This is a genomic window from Kitasatospora sp. NPDC058115 (genome assembly GCF_042884635.1).
In the GTDB taxonomy this organism is placed as follows: Bacteria; Actinomycetota; Actinomycetes; order Streptomycetales; family Streptomycetaceae; genus Kitasatospora.
The window spans coordinates 232655-253396 of sequence record NZ_JBHVTL010000009.1 but is presented as its reverse complement, the minus strand read 5'-3'; the positions used below and the strand labels follow the sequence as shown (position 1 = coordinate 253396).

Sequence of the window (20742 nt, the reverse complement as noted above, 5' to 3'; positions counted from 1 at the left end):
GCGGGGGGGGCGGCTGGGGGCGGGTGAGCGCCCTGCGGTCCGCCGCCCCGCCCGCCACCGGTGTCAGTGCCGAGCCGGAGCTCCTACCAGCACCACTCGAACCAGAGCCGGCGGGCATCGCCGGTCAGGGCGACGGTGCCGGACTTACGGATCGTCATCTTCCGCATGTCTGTCTCCTTCGGTGTGCGTGGGGGACGGTCGGCCGGGAGTTGCGGCGACCAGTGCTCATGGTGGTGATAATTCGTATGAACTGTCAAGGAATTGGATCCTCCGCTCATCGGCCCGGGCCGGCCTGCACCGCCCGGCGTCGGGTGGGCGGGCCGGCGGCCGGACTCAGGTGAGAGCAGTGGCCAGCAGCGCGAAGGCGGCGATGAGGACGGCGACGCGGGCGTAGTGGAAGCGGTCCCAGCGGTTCGCCTGCTGCTTCCAGTCGGCGGGCCGGTTCTCCGGGGTCCAGGTCTTGCCCCGGTTGTTGATCGGGACGAGCAGCAGGACCGACATGATCACGCTGAGCAGCAGCAGTGCGCCGGAGGCGGCGAGGATGCCGGTGTCGTGCTGGTGGCGTCCGGCGACGGCGAGGGCCGTGACGAGGGCGAGCGAGGTGAGGTACCAGACCGGCATCACGGCGCCGAGCATCCGGCCCCCGTGGGCGCGACCGCTCAGGGTGCTGTCGTCCGGGAGGGCGTTGAGGATCGGATTGATGACGAAGGCGACCGAGAACTCCACCCCCACCATCACGCCGACGACCACGGTGGTGCAGATGTCGAGTGCGTTGAGCATGATGACCCCTTCCGGGACCTAGCGCTGCTAGATGTCGCTGCCGATGCTAGTTCTGCTGTCGCTCGATTGTCTAGCAGTGCTAGGGTTCGGTTATGTCGGTACAACAGCGCAAAGAACGCGAACGGATGGACCGCGAGCGCCTCATCGTGGCCACGGCCCGTGAACTCGCCGAGCAACAGGGCTGGGACGCGGTCACCACCCGGCGGCTCGCCGAGCGCATCGAATACAGCCAGCCCGTCCTCTACAGCCACTTCCGCGGCAAGCGCGAGATCATCGGCGCCGTCGCCCTCGAAGGCGCCGCCGAGATGGCCGTGTTGCTGCGGGCCGCGGCCTCCGCCGCGGACGGCCCGCGCGCCCGGGTCACCGCGCTCGCCCGCGCCTACCTCGACTTCGCCGCGCGCAACCCGGCGGTCTACGACGCCATGTTCCAGCTCGACGGCGGACTGGCGTTCGCGCAGGAGGACACCCCGGAGCCCCTGAAGGACGCCTTCGCCGCCCTGCTGGAGAACCTCGGAGAGGTCGCCGGTGACGGCGTCCACCCCGGGCTGTTCACCGAGCTGTTCTGGTCGGCCCTGCACGGGCTGGCGACCCTGACCAGGGCGGGGAGGCTGCCGCCGGAGCACACCGAGTGGCGGGTGGAGACGCTGGTGGACCGCCTCGCCATGTTCTGACGCCGCGGGCGTTCCCGACGTCGGCGCAGGGGACCGGCCGGGAGGGCGCGCAGGCGTTCGCCCCTTCGGCGCCCTCGGCCTCGATGCCCTGGCGCACGATCCTGCGGTCGCCCCCGGCGAGGTCGGCCACGCGGCCGCGCCGGGGGGGGGGGGGGCGTCCACGGCGGCGGGACCGAGCGCGTCCCGGGCGTCGCCGCCGCCCGGGCGGTGGAGCGGCCCACGGGCGCGAGCCCGGCAGGTGCCGCTGCTCGCCGCCGCACCGGCGCCGCCGTCCGCCCCGGAATCCGCCGGGCACGCCCCGCTTCCGCCACCGCGGCGGCGCTGCGCGGCGTAGGGTCGGCATCGACCGCCACGCACCTGACCTACGACGCCTTCCGGTGAGCCGATGACCACTGTCAACGCCCAGGGGACCGCCCTGGGCATCGAGTCGTTCGGGGACGACGACGCGCCGCTCGTCCTGCTCGCGGGAGGGACCACGATGCTCTCCTGGCCCGACGCCCTGTGCGAGCGGCTGGCCGCCGGCGGACGCCGGGTGGTGCGCTACGACCTGCGCGACAGCGGGGAGTCGACGACGATCGACCCGCAGGCGCCCGCCTACACCCTGCGCGACCTCGCCGCCGACGCCGCGGCCCTGGTCGGCGTGCTCGGCGGGGGACCCGCGCACCTCGCGGGGATCGGCGTGGGCGGGATGGTCGCCCAGGTGGCCGCGCTCGACCATCCGGACGCGTTCTCGGCACTCACCCTGGTCGGCACCCGCGCGGTCGCCCCCGGCCCCGTCGACGACGACCTCCCGGACCACGACGGGGCGGCGATGGGCCGGCTGTTCGCGCGGCCGCTGCCCGACTGGGCCGACCGGGAGGCGGTCGCGGAGTTCGCCGCCGCCGGCGCCGAGATCCTCGGCGACGACCCCGCCACCGCCCGCACCCTCGCCGCGCGCATCTGGGACCGCACGCCCGGCACCGCGCCCCCGGTCCACCTGGCCAACGAGCTGGGCACGGTGTTCGCCGGGCTCGACTGCGCACCCCGCTGGCGCGAGCGCCTGGCCACGATCGGACTCCCCACGCTGGTCGTCCACGGCCGCCGCAACCGGTTCTTCCCCGTCGGCAACGGCGAGGCCGTCGCACGCGCGATCCCCGGAGCACGCCTGCTCGTCCTCGAAGCGGCCGCGACCGCGATCCCCGACGCGGCGGCCGCCGAGGTCGCCGAGGCGATGCTCGCCCTCGGCTGACGAGCGCCCACCCGGCCGGGCCGGCGGACCGCCGCGGCCACGGCCCGTCGTCGGCCCGGTGGCCGGACGACTCTGGCGGGCGACGGCGCGGAGCCGCTACGGTCTGGACCAGCCACCCGCCCTGGCCTCTACCGGGAGTCGTCATCAGCACCCGAACCACCGTCAGCGCCGTTCCCGCCAACGCCGTTTCGGCGCCGGACGCCGCGCCCGCGCTCACCCTGACCGATCTGCTCGACGACCGGGCGCGGCGCCACCCCGACCGCCCCGCCCTGCTCGTCCCCGGCCGCCCCGTGCTCGACTACCGCACGTGGCGCGCGCGGGCGGTGCGGGCCGCCCACGGGCTGGCCCGGGCCGGGGTGCGGCCGGGGGACCGGGTGCTGCTGCTCTTCCCCAACCGGGCCTGGGACGACTACGCGGTGGCGTTCCTCGCCGCGCACTACGCGGGCGCGGCGGGCGTCGTCGTCCGCGAGGACCTCGGTGCCGAGGACACCGCGCGGCTGGCCGGCGACAGCGCGGCGGCCCTGGCCGTCGCCCGGTCCGCCGAGGACGCGCGCGCGAGCGCCGCCGGACTGCGCACCCTGCCGCTCGCGGACCTGGAGGCGGACGGCGGCCACCACGACGCCGACGGGGAGCCGCCGCACCGCCCCGCCCCCGGCGACCTCGCCCAGGTCATCGGCACCTCCGGCACCACCGGCACGCCCAAGGGCGTGCACGCCGCCCACGCCAGCCTCACCGCCGGTCAGCGGCTCGACCCGCGCCCGCGCCCCTACGCCCACTCCGCGTACGCGGTGCACGCCTTCCCGATCGGCACCAACGCCGCCCAGGTGGTGCTGGTCAACGCCCTGGTCGCCGCGCCCGCCACGATCTGCCTGCCGCGCTTCGACGCCGAGGAGTTCGGCGCGGCCGTCGCCGAGCACCGCGCGGGCACCGTCTTCCTGGTGCCGTCGATGGCCGTCGAACTGCTCAACTCGGGCGTCGCCGCACGGCACGACCTCAGCAGCGTGCTGCTGATCAGCTCCTCCGCCGCCGCGCTGCCCGCCCCCGTCGCCGCCGCCCTGCGCGCGGCCCTGCCGACCGCGACCCTGGTCAACACCTACACCTCCGCCGAGGCGTCCCCCGCCCAGATATCCGCCGTCGTCGACGCCCGCCGCCCCGGCTCCGTCGGCCGTCCCGCCAACCCCGCCGACCTGCGGCTGCTCGGCGAGGACGGGCGCCCCGTCGAGCCGGGCGCCGTCGGCGAGGTCTGGCTGCGCCAGCCCGGCCCGCCGCGCGGCTACACCGCCGGAGCCGACGCCTCGGCCGCCGTCTTCCGGGACGGCTGGGTGCGGATGGGCGACCTCGGCCGGCTCGACGCCGACGGCTACCTGTACCTGGTCGACCGGGAGAGCGACGTCATCAAGTCCGGCGCCCTCAAGGTCTCCACCCTGCGCATCGAGGACGTCCTGCACGCCCACCCGCGGGTCGCCGACGCCGCCGCGCTCGGCCTGCCGCACCCCGTCATGGGCGCCGTCCCGGTGGCCGCCGTCGTCCCCGCCGCCGACGGCCTGGACCTCGACGAACTGCGGCTCTTCCTCGCCGAACGGCTCGGCCGGGCCGAACTCCCGGTCCGCATCCTGGTCACCGACCGGCTGCCCCGCAACCCCAGCGGCAAGGTCGTCAAACACCAGCTACGCGCCCGCTTCGAGGTGCCCGCCGACGACGCGGCCCCCGGCACCCCGCCCGCCACCGCACCGGAACTCGCCCTCGCCGCCCTGTGGCGCAGGATCCTCGGCCGGCCCGTCCGCGCGGTCGAGGACGAGTTCTTCGCCCTCGGCGGCGACTCCTTCCGCGCCGTCCAGCTCGCCGCCGCCGTCTCCGCCGAGTTCGGCGTCACCGCCGGCACCGCCCTCGTCTTCGAACGCCCCTCGCTGCGCGCCCAGGCCGCCTGGCTCGCCGACGCCCCGAGGACGGCCGGCGACCCGCTCCCCGCCGCCGACTCCGAACTCTCCCCCTTCCTGCGCGAACTGCGCGCCCAGCCGCACGACATCCCGCTCACCTCCCAGCAGGAGAACTTCCTGCGCTGGATGGCCGAGGCCGAGGGTCGCAACGTCGGCTCGGTCGCCGTCATGTTCCGCGTCACCGAGGCGCTGCGCCCCGACCTGCTGACCGAGGCCCTCCACGAGGCGGTGCGCCGCCACCCGGCGCTGCGCACCCGGTTCGTGCCGGTGCCCGGCGCCGCCCCGGGGATCCGGCGCGCCGTGGTCGACGCGGAGCCGGAGGTCGAGGCGATCCTGGTCGACGCCCCCGGCGAGAGCGACGACCAGGTGTCGGCTCGGCTGATCGCCGTCCGGGACCGGCTCACCGACGTCGGCAAGGGCCCGATGACCGGGCTCGCCGTGGTCAGCCGCGGCGCCGACGACCACGCCGTCCTGCTGGCCGTCCACCACATCGTCGGTGACGGCTGGTCGGTCGGCGTGCTGCTGCGCGACCTCGGCGTCATCTACTCGGCGCTGCGCCGGGGCCGCCCCGCGCCGCCGCCCCGGCCGATGCCGACGCTCGGCGAACTGGTCACCCGCGCCAACGCCCACTGGCCGGTCTCCCGCGCCCACTTCGCCCGCACCCTGGCCGGCGCGCCCGAGGCCGTGCACCCCTTCCCCGGGCGCGCCGACACCGAGACGGTCCTCAGCGCCGCCCACCGCCTCACCGTCCCCGCCGCCCGCGCCGCCGCGCTGCGCGAACGGGCCGCCGAGGCCGGGGCGACCCCGTTCCAGGCCCTCGCCACCGTCTGGCTGGGCCTGCTGGCGGAGCGCAGCGGCCAGGACGACCTCGTCCTGATGACCCCCGTGCCCGGCCGCACCACCCCCGAGGCCGAACAGGCCGTCGGCTGCTTCGTGCAGTCGCTGCTGCTGCGGGTCGACGCCTCCGGTTCGCCCGGCTTCGCCGAACTCCTCGCCCGGGTGCGCGACACCGCCACCGCGGCGCTGGACCACCAGCTGTACCCCTTCGCGGAGTTCAGTCCGCTGGCACCGTTCGCCGCGTGGCTGCGCTACGAGAGCTGGAACGCGCCCGCCCAGCTTCCCGGCCTCAGCTGCACGGCCTGGGAGGTGCCGCGCAGCGCCACCGTCCCCTACCCGCTGCCCGGCGGCGACCGGCACGTCCCCGAGCTCGCCGCCACCGAACAGCCGGACGGCTCCCTGGTCTGCTGGCTGCGCTACAACGAGCACGCCTTCACCCCGGCCGCCGTCGAGTCGCTGGCCGCCGCCCTGGCGGCGCGGATCGCCGGGGCCGCCGGGGGCTGACCGGGGCGGCCGGGCACCCGGCCGGGGCCGCGGGTGCCCGATTGTCAGTGGCCGATGCCAGGATCCTCCTGACCGACTTGAGGAGAGCACTGTGGGTACCTGGGACATCGGCCACTTCGACAACGACACCGCCGCGGACTTCTCCGGCACGCTGGACGAGGCGGCACCGGAAGAGCGGGAGGGGCTGGTCCGCAGCGTCCTGACCGCCGCCGCCGAGACCGCGGCCGAGGACTACCTCGACTCCTACGAGGCGGCGCAGGCCGTGGCCGCCGCCGCGCTCGTCGCCGCCCAGTGCCCCGGCGGCGAGCCGGTCACCACCGCCTACGGCCCCGACGAGCCGCTCCCGGTCTTCCCCGCCGACCTCCGTCCGCTCGCCGTCCGGGCGCTCGACCGCGTGGTCGCCGACGAGTCCGAGCTCGCCGAGCTCTGGGACGAGTCCGAGGAGAGCCCGGACTGGCGTCGCGCCGTCAAGACCCTCCGTGCCGTCCTCGACCCCGAGCCGGAGCCGGCCGCGGAGGCACGGTCCGAGGTCTAGACACGCCCCGGGCCCGAGGGTCGTCGGCAACGGTGTCGAGGAGGACGCGGCCGGGGCCGGCGACCGGCCGGTGCCGGTCGCCGGCCCCCGGGTGTCAGAGGGTTCCGGTGATGCCGGCGGCGTAGTGGTTGCCGACGACGCCGGTCAGGTCGATCGGGGGTGGCGTGCTGCCAGCTGCCGTCGGTGCGGCGGATGGCGTGCAGGATGCGGTCGTCCGTCGTTACGAACGTCAGTTGCGGCTGATCCCGTAGTACCGGCAGGTCTGCGAGACATTCCCGCTGGCCTCCTCGGCGTGTCTCAGGACCGCCAGGCGCCGCTGGGCCTGGCGGTCCTGCTGCTGTTGCTGCGAAGGGGGCATGACAGGACTCCGTCGTAGTCGGAGATCCATGTGTCACCAACGTCCGGCAGTTCTCTACCTAGCCCGGGGTCAGCCGGTCCTCGTCGAGACCGTCGAGGACGAACCCGTTGTCGAAGCGCACCTTGTACGTGCTGCGGGCGCCGGCCCCGGGGCCGTGCGCGCTCATCCGGATGACCTGCTGGCGGAGGTCGTCGACCAGACCGGCGGCGAAGCCCGAGAGGTGGCTGCCGCGCACCTGGTGGTCGAAGGCGGCGAGATGGTCCTGGGCGACGCCGCCGACCCCCTTCCCGACCTCGATGACGACGCCCGTCAGCCCCTCGGCCAGGAACAGGGCCCCCGGGAAACCGCCCGCGGTCGCCGTGCCGTGGGCGGTGAGCTGCACCTCCCTGGTCAACTTCACCCGTGCGCCGGTGTCGTACGGCATGGCGGTACCCCCTGGTTCGATCCTGCCCCGACCCGGCCGAGCGTAGCCGAGGGGCCCGCGGAGCGACGAGGCCAGGGGGCTACGGGGCGCCGAGCACCTGGGCGCGGATGGCTGCGGCGCCGCCCTGCGCGAGCCAGTCCGCCAGGGTGCGCAGTCCGGGGTGGATCACCCGCAGCGCCTCGATGTCGGCGCGCCAGCGGTGGCCGTCGTCCCACTGCTGCCGGACCTCGGCGAACTCCGGGTTCAGCGCGGCCGCCTGGTCGTGGGTCACCTGCTCGTAGCGCACCGTCGTTCCGGTCGCGGCGCTGATCGCGGCGGCGGCCTCGACCGGGGTCAGGTCGTCACCGGCCAGCTCCAGGGTCCGTCCGGCGAACCGTTCCGGCTGCTCGAAGGCCAGGGCCGCGAACTCGGCGATGTCCTCCAGTGCGATGACCTGGAGCGGCGCGTCCGGGGTGAACAGGTGCCGGTGGACGCCGTCGACGATCCCGTCCAGGCCGATGCCGTTCGTCCCGAGGTAGTTCGTCATGAACCGCACCGGGCGCAGCACGGTCACGAGCGGGAACCAGTCGTGCAGGTACTGTTCGGTGCGCCGCTTTCCCGGGGCCGCGAACGCCCGGCCGGTGGTCGAGGCGACGCCGGTGAACACCACCTGGCGGATCCCTGTGGCGGCTGCCGCGTCGGCCAGGGCCCGGCCGCGGGTGAACTCCAGCTCCGCGCCGCTGTTCGTCGGCCCGTAGGCGACCGGCGGCACGGCGAACAGGGCGGTGGCGCCGGCCAGCGCCGGTTCGAGGCTCGCCGGGTCGTCGAAGTCCGCGACGGCCAGCTCGGCCCCGGCGGCCGCGAGTGCCGCGGCGGCGGGGGTGGTCGTGTCCCGGACCAGTGCGCGCACGCGCCGGCCTCCGGCCAGCAGCCGGCGGGCCGTCGCACCGCCCTGCTTGCCGGTGGCGCCGGTCACGGCGATGGTCGCGGACCAGGCGGTGTCCTTGCCGGTGGTCATGACGGTTCCTCCTTCTCCCCGGGCTCCAGGGGGCATCGGACTGATGCGGTGGACCCGGGGTATCTGGAACACTGCAACCCGGTTGAGTCGAGGCACAAGGGGTTTCGTGACATGACGACAGCGATGGCCGGAGACCGGGCCGACGCCCGCCGCAACCGGGCGAAGGTGCTGGCCGCCGCCGCCGACGCGATGGCGGAGCAGGGGCTCGACGTCCCGCTCGGGGAGATCGCGCGCCGGGCGGGTGTCGGTGCCGGCACCGTGTACCGGCACTTCCCGAGCAAGCAGGCGCTCCTGGAGGCGGTGTTCGCCCGGCACCTGGAGGACCTGGTCGCCTCCGGTGAGCGTCTGGCCGCCCGGTGCGCGCCGACCGAGGCCTTCTTCGGGTTCCTGCTGGACATCGTCGAACTGTCCAGCAGGCGCGGGCACATCTGCGACGTGGTGGTCGCCGACACCAGCTGGCCGCGGCCGGGGCTCACCGCCGCCCGGCTGCGCTTCCGCCAGGTGCTGGCCGCGCTGCTCCAAGCCGCGCAGCGGGCCGGCGGGGTGCGTGCCGATGTCGCTCCGGAGGACGTCGCGGCCCTCGCTGCCGGGTGCGTCTCGATGCTCGGCGCCCGCCGTGACCGCCCGGCCGGCCTCAAGCTCGTCCGGCTGACCCTGGACGGGCTGCGCCCTTCCGCGTCCGTCACGGAAGGGCGTTCCTTCCGTGACAGCCCGGACGTCCGCTGCGAGGAGTGCGGGAGCGCGCTCACCGTCCGTCCCACCGGCCGCCCGGTCCGCTACTGCGGTGCCACCTGCCGTCAGCGGGCCCACCGCCGGCGGCTCGCGGGCTGAGCCCCGGCCGGAGGAGCCCCGGCAGGACGGGCCCCGGCCGGACGGGCTACTCCGCCGGGTGCGGGCCGCCGGGGGCCTCGATACTGACGGTCCCGGGCCCCGACGGCGGGGCGCCGCGGCGAAGACGAAGGAGTGCGGACATGAACGCTCCACCGACCGAGGAGTCCGGCTGCGAGCTGCTGAAGCGCACCGCTCGGGACCTCAGGAAGGACATCGACCGGAGCGTGCAACGCGCGGCGGAGATCAGGGCCAGGATCACCGCGCTCCAGGCGCAGGCCGATCCGGACCAGGCCCAGATCGACACCCTCCGGCAGGCGCTGGAGGTCCTGGAGAAGAAGATCGAGGACGAGCGCGCGTCCCTGTCGAACCTGAACGACGTGATCAGCGAGAACTGCGGGCCGTGAGAGCCGGCCGGCCGGTGTGATCCGGCGCGGGCCGGCGCCGGGTCAGCTCGCGGAGCGCCGCCGCGTCGTGGCGCCGAAGTCGGGGCGGGCCGCTCCCGTGCGCAAGGGAAGCGGGTCGCGCAGCCGGGCCGTCTGGCGCCGGTACGCCCGGGCCTCGGGGGTGGCGGCGTCGACGCCGGTGAGGTGGTCGGGGAACAGCACTCCTCCGGCGTGGAGCAGGGCGTGCGTCCCGAACCGGTTGCCGTGCAGCCGCCCGGTGATCAGCCGGCCCCGGGCGCCGGGGACCGGCCGGGACCGGCCGGACGCCACCGGAGCGCGGTTGGCCTGGAACCAGATCTCGCGCCGGTTGCCGAACAGCACGATGCTCTCGCGCAGATCGCGCACGTCGGTGTACACGTCGAAGTCCCAGTCGCCCGGCGCTCCGTCCGAGCCGTAGCGGCCGCGGAGGTGGTGCAGGAACCGGGGCAGGGCGATGGGGGCGCCGAACGGGATCACCGCGTCGGCGTAGCGCTCACCGGCGATGAAGTGGAACCGGAACTCCAGGCCGTACAGCCGCCCGTGGACCTTCCTCCGGACGGAGAGCGAGAACGTGTCCGCGTCGTCGTGGCTGGAGCGGTCCTCGGCGCGGACGTGCCGGCTCAGGTGCTCGAACGACAGCGCCTCCGGACCGGCGGCCAGACCGGGGATCCGTTCGACCGAGCCGTGCAGCAGGTAGCGGCACATCAGGTCCACCGGATGGGTGTCGTGGGCCAGCCGCGTGAGGAATCCGTCGGAGAAGCCGTCCCGCAAGGTACCTCCAGCCGTCGAGCCCTCCAGCCGTCCCGCCCCGCGCCGCATCATCGGCGCGGGCACCGGTGCGGGCGCGGGTACGGGTACGGGCGCGGGTGCGGGGTCAATCTACGGGAGCCGGGTCCACGACAGCACGGGCGCAGCGGTAGCGGGCCGGGGGACTGCCTCAGGGGAGCAGGGTGGCGAGTTCGGCGTCGAATAGGGTCCCGGGGTCGAACTGCATGCCGGTGAAGTGGCCGGAGAGCTCCAGGGACAGGACGCCGTGGAGGCGGGTCCAGAGGGTGAGGAAGAGGGCGAGGGCCTCGGGCGGGGCGGGGTGGCCGGCGGCCCAGGTGCGGTGGGCGGCGAGGTGGGTGCCGAGGGGGGAGGCGGGGGTGGCCGGGGGGAGGGCGGCGGCGCAGGCGTCCAGGAGGGTGGTGGCGATCTCCTGGGAGATGGCGGTGGTGTCCTCCGGGGCCCGGTAGCCGGGGACCGGGGTGCCGTAGACCAGCAGGTAGCGCTGGGGGTCGGCGAGGGCCCAGGTGCGCAGGGCGCGGGCGAGGCCGGCCAGGTCGGCGCCGTCGGCGGCGGCCGCCGCGAGGGTGTCGGCGAGGCTGCGGTAGGCCTCGCGGACGAGTTCGGTGATCAGCTCGTCGCGGTTGGCGAAGTAGCGGTAGAGGGCCGGGCCGCTCATGCCCATCTGCTTGGCGATCGCGTTGAGGGAGAGCGCGGAGGCGCCGGCGGTGGCGATCTGCTCCCAGGCGCGTTCCATGACCTCGGCGCGGACCTGGGTGCGGTAGCGCTCGCGGGGGGTGGTGGGGTCGCTCTTCGCCATGGTGAGAACCTATCACGGTAGCTATTGACTGTCGGGACAGTGAGGGGTTAGAACTTCTAACGAAAGGGATGGCCTCTAGGGAAGGAAATGCCATGGTGGGAATCCGGGCCGCTGTGATCACGATTCCGCTGGTCGTCGGGGTGCTCGGCGCGCCCGCGGTGCCCGCGGTGCCCGCGGCGGCCGAGGGGCTGACCTGCCGGGGTGCGGGTGTCGACCCCGCCGCGCAGGTGCGGTACCGGACGGAGACCGTGATCGACGCACCGCTGGGCGTGATCTGGAGGCTCCAGACCGACGTGGACCGCTGGCCGTCCTGGCAGCAGCCCGTCACCAGTGCCGAGCGCCTCGACCACGGCCGCTTCCGCGCCGGGTCGGCGTTCCGCTGGACGACGCCGGTGCCGCCCGGGACCGGGATCCCGGCGACCGCTCTGGACATCACCTCGACCGTGCGGCAGGTCGAGCAGGGCGCCTGCATCCGCTGGACCGGTCCGGCGGTGGGGGAGGGCGTGCACATCGACGGCGTGCACGTCTGGCGCTTCGCCGCGGTCAAGGGGGGAGGGGTGAAGGTCAGCACCGAGGAGACCCACACCGGCCCGCAGGTGGACGCCGACGTGCCGGTGGCGACCGCGATCCTCAAGGCGGGCCTGGACGGCTGGCTGACCGCCCTCAAGGCCGCCGCCGAGGCGCAGGCGTCCGGGCGGACGCCTGCGCCCCGGTCGTGATCAGTCGGACAGCCGCTCCGCCGCCTCGTCCTCGCTCAGGGCCTCGATCTCCGCGACAAGGAGTTCCTCGACGCGGGCCGCGAGCGCGGCGGCGGTGGAGAGTTCGAAGGCGTCCCGGATCGGAACCTCCAGACCGACGCCCGCCCGGATCCGGGCGACGACCCGGGTGACCAGCAGTGAGTCCCCGCCGAGTTCGAAGAAGTCGTCGAGGGCCCCCACCCGGGGCACCCCCAGGACCTCCTGCCACAGCTGGGTGACCAACTGCTCGGCGTCGGTGCGCGGCGCCACGTACGGGCGCGCGGAGGCCTGGTCCGGTTCGGGGAGGGCCGCCGTGTCCAGCTTCCCGTTGAGGGTCAGCGGCAGGGTGTCGAGCAGGACGACCGTGTCGGGGACCAGGTACGCGGGCAGCCGTACGGCGAGGTGCTCGCGCAGGGCGGCGGGGTCGGGCTCGGCGCCGGGCGCCGGGACGGCGTAGGCCACCAGGCGGCGGCCGCCGAGCACCACCGCGGCGGCCCGCAGGACGTCCGGACGGCCGGTCAGGGCCGCCTCGATCTCGGCCGGTTCGATCCGGTAGCCGCGCAGCTTGATCTGCTCGTCGGCCCGCCCGAGGTAGTCGAGGGTGCCGTCGGTGCGCCAGCGGGCGCGGTCGCCGGTGCGGTACATCGCCCCGTCCGCGAACGGGTCGTCGAGGAAGGCGGCGGCCGTCAGGTCGGGGCGGCCGAGGTAGCCGCGGGCCAGGCCGGTGCCGGCGATGTGCAGCTCGCCCTCGGAACCGCGGGGCAGCAGGGCGCCGCGCTCGTCCAGCACGTACAGCCGCACGCCCGGCAGCGGGCGGCCGAGCGGCGGGCGGCGTCGGGTGTCCGGGGCGCCGAGGTCGGCGGCGGTGACGATGACGGTCGCCTCGGTCGGGCCGTAGGTGTTGACCAGCCGGACGGTGTCGCCGTGCCGCTCCCGCCAGCGGGCGACGGCGTCGGCGCGGACCTCGGAGCCGCCGAGCACCACCAGCCGCAGGGCGGCCGGCCAGGGGGTGCGGCCGTCGTGCGAGACCAGCTCCTCCCAGTAGGCGGTCGGCAGGTCGAGCACGGTGACGTCCGCGCCCCGCGGGCCGCGCAGCAGCTCGGGCAGGGTCCGGCCGCCGCCGGGGAGCAGGACGACGCGGGCGCCGGCGGCGAGGGCGGGCCAGAGCTCCTCGGCGTGGGTGTCGAAGCCGATCGAGGCGAACTGGACGATCCGGTCCCCGGGCGTGAGGGCGTAGCCGTCCGGGCCGGCCATCCAGTCGACGCGGGCGGCCAGCGCGGCGTGGTCGACGGCGACGGCCTTGGGGGTGCCGGTGGAACCGGAGGTGTAGAGGACGTAGGCGAGGCCGGAGCGGTCGTCGCCGGGAGCCGGGTCCGCGCCGGGAAGGACGCGCAGGCCCTCGCCGCCCTCGTCCGTCAGCAGCAGGACGGCGCCGGACTCGCGGACCATCAGCCGCCGCCGCTCCTCCGGGTGGGCCGGGTCGAGCGGCAGGTAACCGGCGCCGGCCTTCCAGATCGCCAGCAGGGCCGTCACCAGTGCGAAGGACGGGGCCAGCCGGACGGCCACCAGCTGCCCGGCGACCGGGCCGAGCCGTGCGGCCAGCTCGGTGGAGCGGCGGTCGAGTTCACCGTAGGAGAGGACCTCGCCGTCGCACTCCAGCGCCGGGGCGTCCGGCGTGGCGGCGGCCCGCCCGGCGAAGCGGGCGAGCACCGGCCGGGCGTCGGAAGGGGCCGCGGGACCGGTGCCCAGGGCCAGCAGCTCCGCGCGCTCCTCGGCCCCGATCAGCCAGTCGCCGTGCAGCGGCACCGTGGCGTCCTCGACGGCGGCGGCGAGCAGTGCGCGGCAGCGGGTGCCGAGCGCGGCCACCGTCTGCGGGTCCAGCACCTCCCGGTCGAAGCAGAAGGAGAGCGTCAGACCGCCGTCGGGGGTGCGCCAGCTGTCCAGCAGCAGATCGGTCTTGGCGCGCTCGAAGCCGGAGTCCATGGAGGCCGTGCGCACCCCGGCGGGCAGCGGGGCGCCGCCGCCCTCGCCGGCCAGGTCGTACTGGCTCTGGTGGACGAACACCGCCTGGTAGAGCGGCGCCGCCCCGGCCTCGGCGGGCAGGTCCAGGTGGACGGCGAGGCGTTCCAGCGGGACGTCCTGGTGGCCGAGCGCGCCGAGGGTGGCGGTGCGCACGCGGTGCAGCACGGTGCGGAAGCCGGGCTCGCCGGTGAGGTCGGCACGGAGCACGCCGGTGCGGGCGAAGTAGCCGGCCAGCGCCTCGTGTGCCGCCTCGGTGCGGCCGGCGAGCGGGGTGCCGACCACGAAGTCGTGGCTGCCGGTCCAGCGGGCGAGCACGCACTGGTAGGCGGCGAGCAGCACCATGAACGGGGTGCAGCGCTCGCGCCGGGCCAGCGCGTCCAGGGCCGCCGTCAGCTCCGGGTCCAGCGCCACCGTGGCGAAGCCCGCCGGGTGCTGCGGCTCGGCCGGGCGGGGGCGGTCCAGCGGCAGCCGCAGCCGGCCGGTGCCGGCCAGCTTCTCCGCCCAGTAGCGGAACGCGGCCTCGGCGCCGCCCGCCGCCGCGCGCTCCTGCTCGGCGCGCGCGACGTCGCCGTAGCTCAGGGCGAGCGGCGCGAGATCGGCCGGGGCCTCGCCGGTCGCCTCCCGGTACAGCGCGAGCAGCTCGCGCCAGAGGATCCCGAACGACCAGCCGTCCGAGACGATGTGGTGCACCACCAGCGCGAACGCGTGCTCGTCGGGGCCGGCGGAGACCAGGACGGCGCGCAGCGGCGGGCGCCCGGCGAGCTCGAACGGCGCGTTGACGGCCGGGCGGCAGGCCTCGGTGAAGTCCTGCTCGGCGGCGCCGGGGGCGAGCGCGAGCAGGTCGAGCGGGACGGCCGCGGGCGGTTCGACCAGCTGCACCGGGGCCTCGCCGTCCAGGGCGAAGCGGGTGCGCAGCGGCTCGTGCCGGGCCGTCAGCCGCTCCAGGGCGGTGCGCAGCGCGGCGACGTCCAGCGGGCCGCTCCAGCGGCGGCACAGGTACATGTTGAAGCCGGCGTCGGCGGGGTGGAGCTGCTGGAGGAACCAGAGCCGGCGCTGTTCCTCGGTGAGCGGGTGGACGGCCTCGGCGGGGCGGGCGCCGCCCGCGGTCCGGTCGGTGGTGGTCATCGGGCGGCGGCCTCGGTTCCGGTACGGCGCGCGGATGCGGCGGATGCGGCGGGTTCGGCAGGTGAAGCGGGGACGGCGGGCACGGACACGGGCGCGGACGCCGAAGCGGGGACGGCGGACACGGGCGCGGGTCCGGACGCGGGCGCCGGCGCGGCCCCGGTGCGGGCCGAGAGGGTGGCCAGGCCGACCAGGTCGTCGGGCTCGGCGTCGGGCACGTCGCGGTCGAAGTGGCGCAGCGCCGGGACGGCCAGGCAGACGGCCACCAGCAGCGCCATGGCGAGGCCGAACAGCAGGTAGAGCAGGCCGATGCCGCGGCCCTCGCCGGTGCCGATCAGCCGGCCGACGGTGCCGGCCAGCGCGCCGTTCTCCTCGATCCACGGCTGGACCAGGCGCGGCCCGAGCGGTGCGACCACGGCGAAACCGATCGGAAGGGTGGACCAGGCCACCATGGTGTTGACGGCGATCACCCGGCCGTGGAAGCGCAACGGCACCTTGGTCTGCACGATCGTCGCGTAGACGCCGTTGACCAGCCCCAGCCCGTACGCCATGCCGAAGGCGCCGAGCGCCACCGGCCAGACACTCGGGCGCAGGCCGGTCACCAGGCAGGCGGCCGCCAGGCCGAGGGTGGCGAACAGCACGCCGCGCAGCCGCAGCCGGCGCGGCCCGCCCCAGACCAGCAGGGTCAGCCCGCCGAGCACGGCGCCGAGCCCGGCCGCGACCGAGACCCAGCCGGCCGCCGCCAGCGGGGCGAAGGAGAGCACCAGCGGGGTGGTGAGCAGGAACAGCGGCGACAGGAAGATGTTGAGGGCGGCGAAGAACAGCAGCATCGCCCGGAAGTGCCGGCTGCCGAGCGCCCGCCGGAACCCGGCCCGGATCTCGGCGGCGACGCTCTCGCGCCGCCGCGCGGCCATCACGTCGGGGAAGCGCACGGCCAGGGTGACACCGGTGGCGACCACGTAGCTGGCGACGTCCATCACGAGGATGCCGCCGAGGCCGAGCGCCGACAGCAGGCCGACGGCGAACAGCGGGACCAGGAACTGGGCGAGGCCGAAGGCCATCTGCACGACGCCGTTGGCGCGGCCGAGGAAACGTTTCGGGACCAGCTGGGGCACCGCCGAGTTCCAGGCCAGCCGCTGGAAGGTCAGCGCCGTCGACAGCACCGCGATCAGGACGTAGGCGTGCCAGACCTGCAAGGAGTCGGTGAGGTACAGCAGCAGCATCACCGCCTGGGTCAGGCCCGCCGCCACGTCGCCGTACAGCATGATCCGGCGCCGGTCGCCGCGGTCCACCAGGGCGCCCGCGAGTGGCGCGGTGAGGATGCCGGGCACCAGGCCGCAGGCGGCCAGCAGGCCGAACTGGGCGAGCGAGCCGGTGGACAGGTAGATCCACACCGGCAGGGCGAACTCGGTGAGCGCCGAGCCGATCATCGAGATCTGCTGGCCCGCCGCGACGCCGAGGAAGCGGCGCATGGTCGGCCGCACGGGCCGCGCGGCCGGGGCCTGCTCGGGGGCGTCCCCGGGCCGGGAGAGCCCGGCCAGCCACCAGGTGGCGCCCTCGGCGCGCCGGTGCCGCTCCTCGGTGCCGTCCGCCACCGAGCGGTGCACGGTGGTGAGGATCTCGGCGAGCTCGGCGGCCCGGTACTTGAGGTAGAAGTGGCCGGCCTCGTCCAGCACCACCACGCCGGTGGTGTCGCTGAGCCGGTGCCACTCGCGGTACCGCTCCTCGTAGAACTCGGTGGCCGGGTCCCGGTCGCCGCAGACCGCGTACACCGGGGCGGAGATCCGGCCGTCCGCGATCCGGCCGTCCTCGATGCCCTCGAACAGCCGGGTGAAGTACTGCTCGGCCTCCCGGGTGCCGATCCGCCGGTTGGCGACCATCAGCCGCAGCTGCTCGGTGCCGACCTCGTCCGTCTCCAGGCCCGCCGCCGCCAGGGCGTTGATCATGCCCTGGTCGCTGCGCAGCCGGTCGGCGGTGCGGGCCCACCACTCGCCGACGGCGGCGCCGCGTCCGCGCGGCCGGGCGAAGGGGAAGATGCCGCCGAGGTGGACGGCCTCGATCTCGCGGCCCGCCGCCTCCACCCGCCGGGCGATCTCCACCGCCAGCCGGACGCCGACGCCGCAGTGGCCGTACAGGACGACGCGCCCCTCGACGTTGTCGAGGATCTCCTGGGCGCAGCCCGCGGCGACCTCGTCGACGTCCATCGCCTCCTCGCCCAGCTCGTGGCCGGGGACGGCGAGCGAGTGCAGCGCCCAGTCGTCGGGCAGGGCGTCGGCGAGCGGCTTGTAGATGAGCGCGCTGCCGCCGCCGTACGGCGCGCAGACCAGGCTCGCGGTGGCCTTGCGGCCGGGCGGGGTGAGCAGGTGCAGCAGGCTGCGCGGGCCGCGGTCGGCGTGCGGGTCGCTGACCAGGGCGGCCAGCCGGCGCACGGTGGGGTACTTGAAGAGGTCCATCACCCCGACGGGGGTGGGGAGGTCGGGGTAGGCGCGGCGCAGCTTGGCGACCACCTGGGTGGCCAGCAGGGAGTGCCCGCCGAGCTCGAAGAAGTCGTCCAGGGCGCCGACCCGCGGGACGCCCAGCAGCTCCGCCCACAGGTTGGCGACGAACTCCTCGGCCTCGCCCTCGGGTTCGACGAACTCGCCGCTCGCGGCGGGCTCCTCGGGCTCGGGCAGGCTGCGCCGGTCGACCTTGCCGTGGGCCAGCAGCGGCAGCCGCTCCAGCACCACGAAGCGGGCCGGGACCATGTAGTCCGGCAGCACCTCGGACAGGGCCTCGCGCAGCTCGGCCGCGGCCGGGGCGGGGCCGTCTCCCGGGTGCTCCAGGTAGCCGACCAGGGTCTGCCGCAGCCCCTCGCCGCGGGCCAGCACGACGGCCTGGGTGATGCCGGGCAGGGCGGTGAGGGCGGCCTCGACCTCGCCGGGCTCGACCCGGTAGCCGCGCACCTTGATCTGGTCGTCGGCCCGGCCCAGGTAGTCGAGCGTGCCGTCGGTGCGCCAGCGGGCCAGGTCGCCGGTGCGGTAGAGGCGGTCGCCGTCCGCGCCGAACGGGTCGTCGACGAAGCGCTCGGCGGTGAGGTCCGGGCGGCCCAGGTAGCCGCGGGCCAGCCGGTCGCCGCCCAGGTACAGCTCGCCGGTGACGCCCGGCGGCACCGGCTGCATCGCCTCGTCCAGGACGTGGCAGCGGGCCCCGGCGAGCGGGGTGCCGATCGGGGTGCTGCCGGGCCCGGCGGCCTCGGCGGTGACCTCGTGGACGGTCACGCCGACGGTGGCCTCGGTCGGCCCGTAGTGGTTGAAGACCGCGCACCGGCCGAGGGCGGCGAGTTCGGCGGCCCACGGCCAGGCCGAGGCCTCGCCGCCGAGCACCAGCGCCCGGCGGGGCAGCAGCCGCTCCATCGGGGCGTCGGCGCCGAGCGCCGCCAGGTGGGAGGGCGTCATCTTCAGGTAGTCGAGCCGCAACGCCTCGATGCGCTCGGCCAGTTCGGCTCCGGCGATGCGGCGCGGCAGCAGGTGGACCTGCCCGCCGGTGCTCAGCGCGAGGTAGAGCATGGTGATGCTGAAGTCGAAGGAGAGCGACTGCAGCAGCCCGTAGCCGGCGCCCGGCTCGATCCGCAGCCGTTCCCGCACCCCGGCCAGGTAGTTGAGGATCTGCCGGTGTTGGACGGCGACGCCCTTGGGGGTGCCGGTGGAGCCCGAGGTGTAGATGACGTAGGCCAGGTGGTCCGGCCCGGAGACCTCCTCCAGGGGCTCGGGGTCGCGCTGCGCCGGATCGACGTCCAGCAGCAGCGCGGCGCCCTCGTGGCCGGGGAAGCGCTCGCGCAGCGCCGAGTCGGTGAGCAGCACCCGCACACCGGCGTCGGCGACCAGCTGGGCGAGGCGGGCGGGCGGCTGCTCCGGGTCCAGCGGCAGGTAGGCGCCGCCGGCCTTGAGCACGCCGACCAGGGCGACCGCGAGTTCGGGCGACTGCTCCAGGCAGACCGCGACCCGGTCGTCCGGTCCGACGCCGAGCGCCCGCAGCCGCCGGGCGAGGCCGTTGGAACGCTCGTCCAGCTCCCGGTAGTCGACGGTGCGGCCCTCGAACTCCAGCGCCGGGCGGTCCGGGTGGGCGCGCGCGGTGCCGGTGAGCAGGGCGGTGAGGGTGTGCGGGCCGTCGGCCGGGTCGGGCAGTGCCGGGCCGGCGGCCCACCGCTCCAGGACGTCCTGCCGCTCGCCGGGGGTGAGCAGCGGCAGCCGGGAGACGGGCCGCTGCGGGTCGGCCACCGCGGCCGTGACCAGCAGCTCGAAGCGCTCGACCAGCTGCCGCACGGTGGCGGCGTCGAACAGGTCGGTGCGGTAGGTGAGCAGCCCGTACAGGCCGCCGTCGGACTTCTCGCGCAGGTAGAAGGCGAGGTCGGTGCGGGTGGTGGCGGCCTCGTGCCCGAAGCTCTCGGCGCTCGGCGCGCCGGGGGAGCCCGGGTCGCCGGCGGCGCCGCGGTCCCCGTAGTTCTGGAAGGCGAAGCTGACCTGGAAGACGGCGGAGCGGCTGACGTCGCGCTCGATGTCGAGGTCGGCCACCATCTGCTCGAACGGCACCTCCTGGTGGGTGTACGCGTCGAGCGTCGTGCCGCGCACCCGGCGGAGCAGTTCGCCGAAGGTCGGGTCGCCCTCCAGTCGCGCCCGGATCGGCAGCATGTTGACGAAGAGCCCGACCACGCCCTCCAGTTCGCGGTGCAGGCGGCCGGCGACGGCCGAGCCGATCGCGAAGTCCCGCTGACCGGCGTGGCGCCCGAGCAGGGCCTGCAGGGCGGCCATCAGCACCATGTAGCCGGAGGCGTTCGAGGCGCGCGCCAACGCGGCGACGCCCCGGCCGAGTTCGGGGCTCCAGTGGAACTCGGTGGCGGCCCCCTCGAAGGTCAGCACCGGCGGCCGGGGCCGGTCGGTGGGCAGCTCCAGGGCCGGGACGTCGCGCAGTTCCTCGCGCCAGTGCGCCCGGGAGGCGGACAGCGCCTCGCCGGCCAGGCGCTCGCGCTGCCAGCGGGCGTAGTCGCCGAACTGTACCGGGAGGTCGGGAAGCCGGTCCGGGGTGCCGTGGGCGTGCCGGGCGTACAGGGCGTCGAGCTCGCGGTGCAGCAGGTCGAGCGACCAGCCGTCGCTGACGATGTGGTGCATGACCAGGGCGAGCACGTGCTCGTCCGGGCCGGTGCGCACCAGCAGGGCGCGCAGCAGCGGCCCGGCGCCGAGGTCGAAGGGCTGCGCCACCCGGGCGCCGAGCTCCCGCGCGGCGCGGGCGGCCGGGTCGGGGTCGTCGGTGGCGTCGACGAACTCGGCCGTGCACGGCCCGGGTTCGGCGATCCGGACCGACGCGGTGCCCTCGGGGCCGGCGGGGAAGGACATCCGCAGGGCCTCGTGCCGGGCGATCAGGTCGGCGAGGGCGGCGTCCAGGGCGGCGCGGTCGAGCGGGCCGCGCAGCCGGCGGGCCGGGGCGAGCGCCCAGGCGGTGGAGCCGGGGGCGAACTGGTCCATGAACCAGAGCCGTTCCTGGCCGCTGGAGAGCGGCACCTCGGCGCCCGGGGGCCGGGCGGGGACGGTGCTCGCGGGGGCGGGGCCGGGGGCGTCCGCGGGGCCGGCCGCGGCGGCGCGCAGCCGCTGGGCGAGCAGGGCGCGTTTGGTCGCGGACAGCCCGGAGGCGGGGTCCTGGAGGTCGGTCATCGGGTGTTCCATTCGGCGCACGTCGGGGCGGTGGCGGGGCGGGCCCGGGGCGGGATCGCCGGGGCCGG

At 75.7% G+C, this 20742-nt stretch carries 15 protein-coding genes; 7 read left to right on the top strand and 8 right to left on the bottom strand.

The window, feature by feature from the left end; all coding sequences use genetic code 11:
* Positions 1-333 precede the first annotated feature (333 nt).
* A complete protein-coding gene (locus tag ACFVVL_RS12690) occupies positions 334-780 on the bottom strand; it encodes an anthrone oxygenase family protein (RefSeq protein WP_380288198.1) in 447 nt (148 codons plus the stop codon).
* Positions 781-872: 92 nt separating this feature from the next.
* Here ACFVVL_RS12690 and ACFVVL_RS12685 point away from each other — a divergent pair, with 92 nt between their 5' ends.
* From ACFVVL_RS12685 to ACFVVL_RS12670, 4 genes are all read left to right on the top strand, one after another.
* Entirely contained in the window at positions 873-1451 is a 579-nt protein-coding gene (locus ACFVVL_RS12685) for a TetR/AcrR family transcriptional regulator (RefSeq protein WP_380288196.1), read from the top strand.
* 385 nt (positions 1452-1836) lie between these two features.
* Positions 1837-2679, top strand: a complete 843-nt coding sequence (locus ACFVVL_RS12680) for an alpha/beta fold hydrolase (protein WP_387674041.1) — start codon at positions 1837-1839, stop codon at positions 2677-2679.
* A gap of 143 nt (positions 2680-2822) precedes the next feature.
* Entirely contained in the window at positions 2823-5957 is a 3135-nt protein-coding gene (locus ACFVVL_RS12675) for an AMP-binding protein (RefSeq protein WP_380422438.1), read from the top strand.
* Between the two features lie 91 nt (positions 5958-6048).
* The gene (locus ACFVVL_RS12670) at positions 6049-6492 is read left to right on the top strand and encodes a DUF4259 domain-containing protein (RefSeq protein ID WP_387674038.1); all 444 of its coding nucleotides are present in this window, start codon (positions 6049-6051) and stop codon (positions 6490-6492) included.
* Between the two features lie 229 nt (positions 6493-6721).
* Here the strand turns inward: ACFVVL_RS12670 and ACFVVL_RS12665 are convergent, their stop codons facing one another.
* The 3 genes from ACFVVL_RS12665 to ACFVVL_RS12655 all read right to left on the bottom strand — a co-directional run bounded on the left by ACFVVL_RS12665 (position 6722) and on the right by ACFVVL_RS12655 (position 8271).
* Positions 6722-6850 carry a hypothetical protein gene (locus ACFVVL_RS12665; RefSeq protein ID WP_387674035.1) on the bottom strand — a complete coding sequence of 43 codons (129 nt, stop codon included), beginning with the start codon at positions 6848-6850 and terminating at the stop codon, positions 6722-6724.
* 58 nt (positions 6851-6908) lie between these two features.
* Positions 6909-7274: a hypothetical protein gene (locus ACFVVL_RS12660; protein ID WP_387674032.1), complete on the bottom strand. Its 366-nt coding sequence runs from the start codon at positions 7272-7274 to the stop codon at positions 6909-6911.
* 79 nt (positions 7275-7353) lie between these two features.
* Positions 7354-8271, bottom strand: a complete 918-nt coding sequence (locus ACFVVL_RS12655) for an NmrA family NAD(P)-binding protein (protein WP_387674029.1) — start codon at positions 8269-8271, stop codon at positions 7354-7356.
* 111 nt (positions 8272-8382) lie between these two features.
* On the opposite strand from ACFVVL_RS12655, the gene ACFVVL_RS12650 reads away from it, so the two are divergent.
* Positions 8383-9102 (top strand): TetR/AcrR family transcriptional regulator, encoded by a 720-nt coding sequence (locus tag ACFVVL_RS12650; RefSeq protein WP_387674026.1) that lies wholly within the window; start codon positions 8383-8385, stop codon positions 9100-9102.
* A gap of 140 nt (positions 9103-9242) precedes the next feature.
* Positions 9243-9506 carry a hypothetical protein gene (locus tag ACFVVL_RS12645; protein WP_387674023.1) on the top strand — a complete coding sequence of 88 codons (264 nt, stop codon included), beginning with the start codon at positions 9243-9245 and terminating at the stop codon, positions 9504-9506.
* Positions 9507-9548: 42 nt separating this feature from the next.
* Here the strand turns inward: ACFVVL_RS12645 and ACFVVL_RS12640 are convergent, their stop codons facing one another.
* Positions 9549-10295, bottom strand: coding sequence for a hypothetical protein (locus ACFVVL_RS12640; protein ID WP_387674020.1), 747 nt, complete (start codon positions 10293-10295; stop codon positions 9549-9551).
* A gap of 166 nt (positions 10296-10461) precedes the next feature.
* Positions 10462-11109 (bottom strand): TetR/AcrR family transcriptional regulator, encoded by a 648-nt coding sequence (locus ACFVVL_RS12635; protein WP_387674017.1) that lies wholly within the window; start codon positions 11107-11109, stop codon positions 10462-10464.
* Between the two features lie 92 nt (positions 11110-11201).
* On the opposite strand from ACFVVL_RS12635, the gene ACFVVL_RS12630 reads away from it, so the two are divergent.
* The gene (locus ACFVVL_RS12630) at positions 11202-11828 is read left to right on the top strand and encodes an SRPBCC family protein (RefSeq protein WP_387674014.1); all 627 of its coding nucleotides are present in this window, start codon (positions 11202-11204) and stop codon (positions 11826-11828) included.
* Here ACFVVL_RS12630 and ACFVVL_RS12625 read toward each other — a convergent pair whose 3' ends face one another.
* Together ACFVVL_RS12625 and ACFVVL_RS12620 are read right to left on the bottom strand one after the other, a co-directional pair.
* Positions 11829-14993: an amino acid adenylation domain-containing protein gene (locus ACFVVL_RS12625; RefSeq protein ID WP_387674011.1), complete on the bottom strand. Its 3165-nt coding sequence runs from the start codon at positions 14991-14993 to the stop codon at positions 11829-11831.
* Positions 14990-20674, bottom strand: a complete 5685-nt coding sequence (locus tag ACFVVL_RS12620) for an amino acid adenylation domain-containing protein (protein WP_387674008.1) — start codon at positions 20672-20674, stop codon at positions 14990-14992. The genes ACFVVL_RS12625 and ACFVVL_RS12620 overlap by 4 nt, the downstream gene beginning before the upstream one ends.
* Between the last annotated feature and the right edge of the window lie 68 nt (positions 20675-20742).

What these genes read in the sequence shown, in the direction of transcription:
- ACFVVL_RS12690 (WP_380288198.1), bottom strand. Translation starts at nt 780, where the DNA reads ATGCTCAACGCACTCGACATCTGCACCACCGTGGTCGTCGGCGTGATG.
- ACFVVL_RS12685 (WP_380288196.1), top strand. Translation starts at nt 873, where the DNA reads ATGTCGGTACAACAGCGCAAAGAACGCGAACGGATGGACCGCGAGCGC.
- ACFVVL_RS12680 (WP_387674041.1), top strand. Translation starts at nt 1,837, where the DNA reads ATGACCACTGTCAACGCCCAGGGGACCGCCCTGGGCATCGAGTCGTTC.
- ACFVVL_RS12665 (WP_387674035.1), bottom strand. Translation starts at nt 6,850, where the DNA reads ATGCCCCCTTCGCAGCAACAGCAGCAGGACCGCCAGGCCCAGCGGCGC.
- ACFVVL_RS12660 (WP_387674032.1), bottom strand. Translation starts at nt 7,274, where the DNA reads ATGCCGTACGACACCGGCGCACGGGTGAAGTTGACCAGGGAGGTGCAG.
- ACFVVL_RS12655 (WP_387674029.1), bottom strand. Translation starts at nt 8,271, where the DNA reads ATGACCACCGGCAAGGACACCGCCTGGTCCGCGACCATCGCCGTGACC.
- ACFVVL_RS12650 (WP_387674026.1), top strand. Translation starts at nt 8,383, where the DNA reads ATGACGACAGCGATGGCCGGAGACCGGGCCGACGCCCGCCGCAACCGG.
- ACFVVL_RS12645 (WP_387674023.1), top strand. Translation starts at nt 9,243, where the DNA reads ATGAACGCTCCACCGACCGAGGAGTCCGGCTGCGAGCTGCTGAAGCGC.
- ACFVVL_RS12635 (WP_387674017.1), bottom strand. Translation starts at nt 11,109, where the DNA reads ATGGCGAAGAGCGACCCCACCACCCCCCGCGAGCGCTACCGCACCCAG.
- ACFVVL_RS12630 (WP_387674014.1), top strand. Translation starts at nt 11,202, where the DNA reads ATGGTGGGAATCCGGGCCGCTGTGATCACGATTCCGCTGGTCGTCGGG.
- ACFVVL_RS12625 (WP_387674011.1), bottom strand. Translation starts at nt 14,993, where the DNA reads ATGACCACCACCGACCGGACCGCGGGCGGCGCCCGCCCCGCCGAGGCC.
- ACFVVL_RS12620 (WP_387674008.1), bottom strand. Translation starts at nt 20,674, where the DNA reads ATGACCGACCTCCAGGACCCCGCCTCCGGGCTGTCCGCGACCAAACGC.